Annotated in this window: 8 protein-coding genes; 3 read left to right on the forward strand and 5 right to left on the reverse strand. The window is 45.5% G+C overall.

Annotated elements, in window-relative coordinates; translation table 11 throughout:
* The first annotated feature begins 46 nt into the window (after positions 1-46).
* Both AACQ21_RS03930 and AACQ21_RS03935 read left to right on the forward strand, forming a co-directional pair.
* Complete coding sequence (locus tag AACQ21_RS03930; protein ID WP_013857847.1) at positions 47-484, forward strand: universal stress protein; 438 nt, start codon at positions 47-49, stop codon at positions 482-484.
* 167 nt (positions 485-651) lie between these two features.
* On the forward strand, positions 652-1044 hold the full coding sequence (locus AACQ21_RS03935; RefSeq protein ID WP_026027830.1) for a DUF2061 domain-containing protein: 393 nt from the start codon (positions 652-654) through the stop codon (positions 1042-1044).
* An 11-nt stretch (positions 1045-1055) separates the two neighbouring features.
* Here AACQ21_RS03935 and AACQ21_RS03940 read toward each other — a convergent pair whose 3' ends face one another.
* Positions 1056-1859 (reverse strand): glycosyl hydrolase 2 galactose-binding domain-containing protein, encoded by an 804-nt coding sequence (locus AACQ21_RS03940; protein ID WP_105976338.1) that lies wholly within the window; start codon positions 1857-1859, stop codon positions 1056-1058.
* 163 nt (positions 1860-2022) lie between these two features.
* Positions 2023-2448 (reverse strand): ribonuclease E inhibitor RraB, encoded by a 426-nt coding sequence (gene rraB, locus AACQ21_RS03945; protein WP_017046663.1) that lies wholly within the window; start codon positions 2446-2448, stop codon positions 2023-2025.
* A gap of 686 nt (positions 2449-3134) precedes the next feature.
* Here rraB and arcA point away from each other — a divergent pair.
* The gene (arcA, locus tag AACQ21_RS03950) at positions 3135-4355 is read left to right on the forward strand and encodes an arginine deiminase (protein ID WP_105976339.1); all 1221 of its coding nucleotides are present in this window, start codon (positions 3135-3137) and stop codon (positions 4353-4355) included.
* Between the two features lie 117 nt (positions 4356-4472).
* Here the strand turns inward: arcA and tldD are convergent, their stop codons facing one another.
* The 3 genes from tldD to AACQ21_RS03965 all read right to left on the reverse strand — a co-directional run.
* Positions 4473-5918, reverse strand: coding sequence for a metalloprotease TldD (tldD, locus tag AACQ21_RS03955; protein ID WP_105976340.1), 1446 nt, complete (start codon positions 5916-5918; stop codon positions 4473-4475).
* Positions 5915-6748 carry a carbon-nitrogen hydrolase family protein gene (locus tag AACQ21_RS03960; protein WP_105976341.1) on the reverse strand — a complete coding sequence of 278 codons (834 nt, stop codon included), beginning with the start codon at positions 6746-6748 and terminating at the stop codon, positions 5915-5917. The genes tldD and AACQ21_RS03960 overlap by 4 nt, the downstream gene beginning before the upstream one ends.
* Positions 6749-6758: 10 nt before the next feature.
* A partial coding sequence (locus AACQ21_RS03965; RefSeq protein ID WP_105976342.1) for a YhdP family protein occupies positions 6759-9801 on the reverse strand: 3043 nt, incomplete at its 5' end.

The following is a 9801-nucleotide window of genomic DNA, read 5'->3' on the forward strand; positions in this document are numbered from 1 at the left end:
AAACAAGGTGCTCTAAAGCACCCTATCGTAGATGAGATAATCCATAATGTATAAACACATCCTTGTTCCAGTGGACCTTAATGAAAAAGGCTTTTCTGACAAAGCCGTTGAACTTGCTGTTTGGCACGCGACACATTCCAATGCTGAAATTCATCTTTTAAATGTATTACCTGGTATCCACATGTCGATGGTCGCCACATACTTCCCGAAAGATGCCGCGGCGAAAATGAAAGAAGACGTCAAGCAACAGCTAAAACAGTTTGCTGATCAACATATCGCTGACGAAATAATCTACAAACTGCATGTAGCGGAAGGTAAAGCCTACACCACCATTTTAGATTACGCAGAAAAGCTCGGAGCTGATTTGATTATCATGCCAAGCCATAAACGATCGAAGATCGATAAAGTGATGCTGGGATCGGTGGCCAGTAAAGTAGTGCAAAACTCGCCAATCAATGTACTGGTTGTCAAGCCGCAAGGATAGAAACCCTGCATCGTCATAAAAAAGCGCATGAGGCGCTTTTTTTATGCCAACGATAAGCGCCTCAGTTAGGAATTGGCTATCAAACTAATAGGCTCAATCATCTTTACTTGTTGAGAATAATTATCAATAATGTTTACATCAACCCGATAACCGTTTAGGTGAACATTATGAAAAAAACGCTTAGCTTTGCCGCGATCCATTTCAGTATTGCGTTTACCGTCGTTTATCTACTTACGGGCGACATTATTCTTGGTAGTCTGATTGCCATGCTTGAGCCGATGGTCAATACCGTTGCTTTTTACTTTCACGAAAAAGTATGGGCGCACTACGCCCCACTGCGCCGCTACTCACAATCGGCCAAAATTAAAACAGGTAGCTTTGCTGTAGTGCACTTCAGTGTTGCATTTAGCGTGGCATATATCATGACAGGAAGTTTTGTCATTGGTGGTGTTTTAGCCATGATCGAACCGAGCATTAATACGTGTGCTTACTACTTCTACGAGAGGTTCTGGCAAAAGAGGCATCCGCAAGAATGGTCACCAATGAAATGCTCTCATTAACTGTACGTTGATCAGATAGGAAAATGGGTAACACAGAGATCTTCGCTTAACGCGATATGGAAGGATTGCTGCTGGCCATCAAGTTGCACCGATAAGGTATACAAATCATTCGGGTTAAGCTGTGTAAGATCTGCGTACTTCGGCGCTTCCACTTGAAATAAAGCACTGGCGTGCTGATGACGCACATCAATAGGTAACTGATAGCTCATACCATTAAATTTCACCACCGCGGAAACTAATCCTGGTGCGTAGGTTTGATAATGTAAGTGAACCAAAAACTCACAGCCACCACCATAGTGCCAGATTTGCTCAGTAGTAACATGCTCTAAACGAACATGACGAATGCATTGCAGATAAGGCTCTTGCCAAATACCCATTCGCTCATCGTATTTCTTCACCGAGTGGTGTCCCAATGGGCATAATTGCGGTAAATCTTGATCCTCCAGCAACCACTCTTCTTCTTGCTCAACAAACAAAATTTCGAATCGATTGCGGCCGAGTTGCAGCAAAGGCCGAATGTCTTTTTTATACACCGCTTGACTGCCATCACAATCAAATAGTGCCACACCGTTTAAACGTATTTCCGCATAAAAATCGATCCCCTCAAGCACAAGATCAATTGCAGCAAAACCAAGCATCACTTCATCCACCTCAACATCATGCATCAAATGCCACTCTTGCTCGGCAATTTGTGCTTCTGTCATATCGTAAGGTAATACTTGGCTAAGAGGCGCAGGAAAACAAAGATCATCTTGCGGGATCGATAAATCAGTCAACGGTGAAAGCTGCCAAAAGCCAGCAAGAGAAATTCGCATAATAAACTTGAGCTAGATCAATGTTGAGCGATTATATACAAAATAAATAAAGATGTGCTGACAAAAATAATGATTCGTCACTAAAGTACGCTGTTAGCTTTGCATAGCTAAAAAAATACCAGCCAAAGGGCTGGTATCTCACATTAAGGTAAATAACGCCTAATCACTCTTGGTCGTCTTCATCTTCTTCATCGTCGTATAGCGCATCTTCACCCTCGTAGTAAGTGCCCCAGCCGTCGTAAATAATGTCATATTTTTCAGCAAGTTGAATAAGCTTCTCTGCCTGTTCATCGATCGCTTCGGCCTTCAGTACCGATTGCATAGTCGCGTCACAGCACAATAGTTTATTGCCGTCTTCATCTTCTGTTTCTTCTGCTTCAAGCACTTCAAAGCCCATTTTAAAGGCTTCAACAACCGCTTTTTCTAGCGTGTCAAAATCTTCAGCAAATAGGTGGTGCTCTATCTCATATAACGCATCTGGATCACTGCCATCTTCGAGCAGGGCTTGAATGATGTCGCGAGTATCTTCTTTTTGAATTTCGATTAACTCTTCAACGGATACGTAGTCATCTTGCTGAGGTTGAGACATAAGGTGCTCCAGATTTGGCTAAATGTAGACTATACTCCATCAACCTGGCGTTGCAGATAGGCGGCAAGTGAGTTCATTCCCATGAACATAGATAAACTATGTGACTGGGGTGAGCAAACGTAGCCAGCACCGCTACAACTTCACGTCGGAAGGGTATAAATGAATTTCGACGAAATATGGCATGGTTCGCCTAAAATTGCCACCAACAACGTACCGCGATCTTTATCTTTCTAAAGGATCACTGCTCAATCAAGTACAGATTAAATAAAAAACACTTTAATTTAACAATTTATTTTCATTTTGCTAATTCAGTAGATTATCTGCCTGATGATTTGCTCTTTCACCGCATTAAACTGCCTGTTTATCAAACATTCATGCATAGCGAAAAAGGTCTCTTTGGCTAAACATGCCCGCATTATGCACTTTTTATGTAAATAACCGCATAGAAAATCACTTATTCTTCATGCTTAATTCACCCTCCTCTGAGCCAAAAACGCATAACAAAGCACTTTGTCGTTATTAGGCTTATTTGGCTAGTTTTGGAGTTATTTTTTAATAAGCACACACTTTTAAGCATACAAAACTATAAGTTCACAAAATAACAGCTAATATCACCACTAAGTAGACTTGCATCGATCGCTTAAGCTTGTCATAAAGAACATGAGAAATAAGAGTAGGGATACAAAATGAATAAGCTGTACGTTGGATCTGAAGTTGGGCAACTGCGCCGAGTATTACTCAATCGGCCAGAGCGTGCCTTAACTCATCTCACACCGTCGAACTGTCATGAACTGTTATTTGATGATGTGCTTGCCGTAGAAGATGCAGGAAAAGAGCATGATGCTTTTGCCAACACATTGAAGGACCAAGATGTTGAAGTGCTGTTGTTGCATGATCTCTTAGTCGAAACATTAGCCGTTGCCGATGCCAAAGCGTGGTTGCTCGATACGCAAATTTCTGATTTTCGCTATGGTCCCACTTTGGCGCGCGATCTGCGCTGCTATTTAGCTGACATGGATAATGAACACCTCGCCACTCTGCTACTCGGTGGTCTTGCTTATTCCGAACTACCCATCCACTCCTCTTCGATGCTACCTAAAATGCATCGTCCGTTAGATTTTGTGATTGAACCGTTGCCTAATCATCTCTTTACCCGCGATACCTCTTGCTGGGTGTATGGCGGCGTATCGCTTAATCCGATGATGAAACCAGCACGCCAACGTGAAACCAACCATTTACGTGCCATTTATCGTTGGCATCCTGTATTTGCAGGAGAGAATTTTATCAAGTATTTTGGTGATGAAGATCTGCACTACGATAATGCCAATATTGAAGGGGGCGACGTACTGGTGATCGGTAAAGGTGCGGTGTTGATTGGTATTTCCGAACGCACAACTGTGCAAGGGGTAGAAAATTTTGCTGCGAGTTTATTTAAACATGGGCAGGCCAAAGAGGTGATTGCCGTTAACCTGCCTAAACACCGCTCTTGTATGCATTTAGATACGGTGATGACACATATGGATGTCGACACCTTTTCTGTTTACCCCGAAATTATGCGTCATGATTTAGAAACATGGCGTTTAACGCCAAAAGGCAATGGCGGGATGAACGTCGATTCAATGCCAAGTTATGTTAATGCGATTGAACGCGCGTTAGGTTTGGACAAACTCAAAATCATCACCACCGGTGGTGATAGCTATGAGGCTGAACGTGAGCAATGGAATGACGCCAACAACGTGTTAACGGTTAAACCCGGAGTTGTGATTGGCTACGAGCGCAATGTCTACACTAACGAGAAATACGATAAGGCAGGCATCAAAGTATTAACCATCCCCGGCAATGAACTCGGCCGAGGCCGAGGCGGCGCGCGCTGCATGAGCTGCCCGATCGAGCGAGATGATATTTAACCTTCTCAATTCAACGCAGTGAATAAAAGAGATAAAAAAGCGGCGCATCAAAACGCCGCTTTTTATTTGCTTACGCTGCGCGATACAAACCACGTCAGCTCTGAGCGAGTAACAACGTTATTCGGTGCCACCAACAGTGAGCGAATCTAGCTTAAGCGTAGGTTGCCCTACTCCAACAGGCACACTTTGCCCTGCTTTACCGCACACTCCAACGCCGCGATCAAGGCTCAAATCGTTACCCACCATCGAGACTTGTTGCATTGCCTCAATGCCCGAACCGATCAAGGTTGCACCTTTGATTGGATAAGTAATTTTGCCGTTTTCAATCATATAGGCTTCAGAGGCAGAGAACACAAACTTACCCGAGGTGATATCCACTTGGCCACCGCCAAAGTTGGGCGCATAAACGCCTTTCTTCACTGTTGAAATGATCTCTTCTGGCGTATGTTCACCCGGCAACATGTAAGTGTTGGTCATGCGCGGCATCGGTAAATGTGCGTACGATTCACGACGCCCATTACCCGTAGGGTTCACCCCCATCAAACGTGCGTTGAGTTTGTCTTGTATGTAGCCTTTCAACACGCCATTTTCAATTAAGGTGTTGTATTGACCATTGACACCTTCATCGTCGACATTGAGCGAGCCACGCAGATCTTTCAGTGTGCCATCGTCAACAATCGTACAAAGCGTTGAGGTTACTTTCTGGCCAATTTTACCGGAGAAGACAGAAGATCCTTTGCGGTTGAAATCACCTTCTAAGCCATGCCCTACCGCTTCGTGAAGCAAGACACCCGGCCAACCAGAACCGAGCACAACAGGCATCGCACCAGCGGGAGCTGCGACAGCTTCAAGGTTGACTAAGGCCTGTCGGATAGCTTCATCGGCAAACTGAAACGCAACTTTACGGCCATCTTGTTCGGTGAGGAAAAAGTCATAACCAAAACGACCACCACCGCCAGAGCTGCCTCGCTCGCGGCGATCACCTTTTTGTGCTAACACGCTGATCGACAAACGGACCAACGGGCGGATATCGCCTGCGTAAGTCCCATCGGTTGCAGCAACTAACATCTGTTCATGCACACCACTTAAGCTCACCGAGACTTCTTGGATCAACGGCTCTTTGGTACGAATGTAAGCATCCAGCTCTTGCAGTAATTCTGTTTTTTGCTTTTTTTCCCAACTGGCTAGTGGGTTATCCGCCGCATAATAGGCTTGATTATCGCTACGTTTAAAGGCTTGAACACAACCACTTTTGCCTTGCTGCGCAATGCCTCGTGCGGCTATTGCACTCTGTTTCAAACCTTCTAATTGGATTTGATCTGAATAAGCAAAACCCGTTCTTTCACCTGTGATGGCACGCACACCAACACCGCAATCGATATTAAATGAGCCGTCTTTAATAATGCTGTCTTCGAGCACTAAAGATTCATGCCAGCTCGACTGAAAATAGATATCGGCATAATCAATTTGACGAGTGGCAATTGTCGCTAGTGTATCCGCAATATCTTGCTCGGTTAATCCTGCAGGTTTTAATAGTGCATCTTCAATGCGGTTAATACTCATAGTTTGCTCTTATTATCTATAAACTGATTCGTGAATCGGGTGTGTGCAGCAATGGGCATTTTTTGTCGAACTTGCTCAACGTAAGCCAAGTCAATATCGGCGACTAAATTCCCCACTTGCTGGTTTAAGCTTGCAATAACCTCACCCCAAGGGCTGATGACCATCGAATGACCCCATGTCTCGCGCCCACATGGATGAAGCCCAGTTTGCCCAACCGCAACAACCCAACACTGATTCTCTATCGCTCGGGCTCTTAACAAGACTTCCCAATGTGCCTTTCCGGTCACCGCCGTAAAGGCCGCAGGAACCACTAATATCTGGGCACCCTGCATTCTTAATTGGGAATAGAGGTGCGGAAAGCGCACATCATAGCAGATGGAAAGGCCAATTTGACCAAATGGCGTCGACGCAACACTCAGCTTTGTGCCGCAGGTAAAAGTTTCCGATTCTCGATAGCGCTGGTGGCCGTCAGCAACATCTACATCAAACATGTGTAATTTGTCATAGTACGCGACAAGATCGCCATTGGCATCAAACAGCAAGGAGGTAGTCGTTACCCCAACCTCACGACGGATAGGCATACTGCCCACCAACAGCCACACCCGATGAAAGCGAGCCATAGCAGCCAATTGGCTCTGCAAGGGCCCTTGCCCCAATGGCTCGGCATGTTGGTGATACTGTTGTCGCGTACCAAACACCAGTGCATTTTCCGGCGTGACAATCCACTTCGCACCTTGCGCCACAAGTAGTGACACTTGCTGTTCGATATAGGCCAAATTCTGCGCAGGTTCAGAGCTTGACGTCATTTGAATAAGTCCAACGCGATCCATGCCTACTTCCCTATTTTTCAGTCAATTTTCTCAACTTTTCTGGCAATTTAAACTCGCCCCTACTACGTGAAAGCTCTTTAACAACCGGTGAATTAATTGGTCCTTTAACCTCATAATTGACTTGGGTAAAGACCTCAACCACAGGTGCAATCACGGTCGTAATAGCTAGGACATACAGTGCTGTTTGCGGCGTCACCGCAAAAGCCGTCAAGACGGGAATTCCTGATGTGATGTCTGGTACAAAATTCACCTCAGCATCGACGGTGCGGCTATTGAGATCCGCTAAGCCTTTAATGGTCATTTCACCAGCTACGGCATCCATTTTGATGTTGTTGGTAACAAAAATCCCTTGCGAAATTTCACCACTGCCCGTAATTGAGTTAAAGGCCATTCCTTTATCAAACACGTCACTAAAATCGAGCTGCATTTTACGGATAATGGAATCTAAACTGAATAATCCGAGTAAACGAGCGGCACCGCTGACATCAGAAACTACCCCTTTCCCCATAGTAGTCTCTATCTTGCCTTCTAAGCTGTCGATCTTCATTGACCAAGGCGCGCCATCCCATTCGGTTTGACTCGACATTTCAAATGGCGCTCTTTGGATACCAGAGCTAATGCCAAAGCGCTCCATCAAATCGCTATTATTGTCACCTTTCATGGTGAGATTCAGTTGGGTATGGCTACGCTCATCACCTTGTGCATCTTTATTCAACGTCCAAGCACCACTGATATTGACTTGGTTTGAACCACTACTGATATCAATCTTCTTCCATTGCAAAGTATCACCTTGCCGTTGGAAGTCCATATTCATCTTGCCCACCTTGTAACCCTGCAACCAAAAATCATCAATGGCCAAAGTTAAGTTTGGCACCAATCGATGAAACTGTCGGTCAAAATCAGTAATAAGCGGCTCAGACTGGCGATCTTGATCAACCAACAATGATTTTTTGGAGCTGTCCTCCAACTCAGGAATGTAAACGTGCAAGCGTTCAAGCGAGACGGACAAATCATAAGGTTCAATATAACTCGCTTGGCCTTTTGCTTCTTGGCTCTCGAGCTGTGCGTACCAACCGAGATTTTTACGTCTGGCATTAAAATCAACATCGTGCCATTCAATTCCCGCTAGTAGAAGTGCTTTGACGTTGATGTCCACTCTCTCTGGTGGTGGGATCTCAGGAGTATTCATCTCCGCTAGAGCTGATTTTTTCTTCGGTTGAGGCTCATTGGCCAAACTCAACCATTCATCCAAATTAAAGGTATCGCTGCGGATCTGCGCATGGTGGCCAACCACTGGGCTGATTTTGAAATTGCCGCTCCCTACTATGAGATTGGTGGCTGTCAGGCGTGGTTTTTTCGATGTGATATCGATTTCAGCTTGGTATTTCGCTTGTGGTAATTGTAGGCGAGCGGTGATCGACTCTTGGTTACCCGATGCTTGCAAGTGAGCTTTGCCTGCCACGTTGAAGGCTTTTTTTAGCGGGTAAGGGTAATCACTTTCTACCATTTTTAAATCGGCTAAGGTGTCGATTTGATAAGTGAAACCGACATCATTGAGCTGAATATCAACGCCCATTTGCCAAGGAGCATGCCCTTTTAAACGGTTTAGCCAGCGCTCACCGACAAAAGGCGTCAGGGGTTTAATATCCCAGTCTCCCACCACATCAATATTCACCGCGTAACCTTGGCTGGCATTTTCACCTTTAAAATCAATCGCGATCGGTTGAGTCAGCAGATCCGCCGACAAACCGGCTGCCGTCACAACGTCATTATCAAATTCAATTTTGCCAGAGACGCCCTCAAGCACCATTGGCGGTGCATCAATTTCCACGTGGTTATTATTTAAATTCGCCCAACCCCATGCTCGGGGTTCCTGTTCACTATCAAAAGGGATACGAAGCTGAAATTCAGATTGCACTTCGCCACTGACTTGGATCGCCGTTAACGCCGCTCCCACCGAATCCACTAAAGGCGTTGAGGTCATATAGTCGCGTACGGCATTGCCTTGGGCTGTTGCACTGGCTTCGATTTCGATGTGTCCACCTTCGGCTAGCTCAGGTATTCGCCCTGTGATCCGCTGGGCAGTGACATCCATTAAGGTCGCAGAGTGTGAATCAAGGTACATCGCATCGTTTTCAAACAGCAGATCGAGTTGCAAATTGGTGATCGGCGGCCACGCCGTATCAAAACTAAATTTCGCCTCTTTTAAACCAACCCAAGCTTGGAATACGCCATTGTTTTGTTGGTAGGGAAAATCGCCAAGTTCACCATACCAAAGCAGTTTAGCAGTGTTGGCTTTACCGCCTTGAATCGCAGTAGAGAGATAGTCTGTTAACTTGCGCCCCAATGCTAAGGTGGGCAAATAACGCCAAGTTTCACCTGCATTGTATAAGTCCGCTTCCGCATAAAATGAAAGTAAAGGGCTGCGTTTTTCAGGAAAATCGAGACGAAATGATCCAAGCACTTGTAAGTCAGGCGTCGCCGCAGTCACTTTACTGGCCCACAATGACCAGCCATCGTCTTGCTTTTGCCACACAACATCGGCTTCACCTTGACGAATATTCAATGGTGCTTGGAAAACATCACCATAAGGTAACACGTCATCAATCAGCGTTACTTTGGCGCGGGCACTCTCCATGCTACCTGCAATGGAGGCTTTGAGATGGTGTACTTGTGGCAATAACTGCCATTGCGCCATGGCGCCATCACTGAGTTCGGCCGAATAACGAAGCGATTGCAGGCTATCTCCTTTGCTGAGCCGAATATCTTCTAGGGTGCCCCCAAAATCCAATTGCTGCAAAAGCTCGTTCGTTTTGCTGGAATCGGGCATCATTTTCACAAAGGGAAGCAAAGTTTTTATGTCTAACTGCGACAAGTTCAAACGCCATTGCGTCGGTTGCCATTCAAACGCGACATCAAGTTTAGGCCACACTTCGTCATCCGTGCGCAACTGAAGTGAGTAAGCGTTAACTTGCCATCCTTGTTCAATAGGTAACAGTTTGATGATTCCCGACTCTAACAACAGTTCATGCTGACGCGCTTCACCCCAAACC

It is taken from the genome of Vibrio sp. V01_P9A10T6 (assembly GCF_963877065.1).
GTDB lineage: Bacteria > Pseudomonadota > Gammaproteobacteria > Enterobacterales > Vibrionaceae > Vibrio > Vibrio anguillarum.

What these genes read in the sequence shown, in the direction of transcription:
- AACQ21_RS03930 (WP_013857847.1), top strand. Translation starts at nt 47, where the DNA reads ATGTATAAACACATCCTTGTTCCAGTGGACCTTAATGAAAAAGGCTTT.
- AACQ21_RS03935 (WP_026027830.1), top strand. Translation starts at nt 652, where the DNA reads ATGAAAAAAACGCTTAGCTTTGCCGCGATCCATTTCAGTATTGCGTTT.
- AACQ21_RS03940 (WP_105976338.1), bottom strand. Translation starts at nt 1,859, where the DNA reads ATGCGAATTTCTCTTGCTGGCTTTTGGCAGCTTTCACCGTTGACTGAT.
- rraB (WP_017046663.1), bottom strand. Translation starts at nt 2,448, where the DNA reads ATGTCTCAACCTCAGCAAGATGACTACGTATCCGTTGAAGAGTTAATC.
- arcA (WP_105976339.1), top strand. Translation starts at nt 3,135, where the DNA reads ATGAATAAGCTGTACGTTGGATCTGAAGTTGGGCAACTGCGCCGAGTA.
- tldD (WP_105976340.1), bottom strand. Translation starts at nt 5,918, where the DNA reads ATGAGTATTAACCGCATTGAAGATGCACTATTAAAACCTGCAGGATTA.
- AACQ21_RS03960 (WP_105976341.1), bottom strand. Translation starts at nt 6,748, where the DNA reads ATGGATCGCGTTGGACTTATTCAAATGACGTCAAGCTCTGAACCTGCG.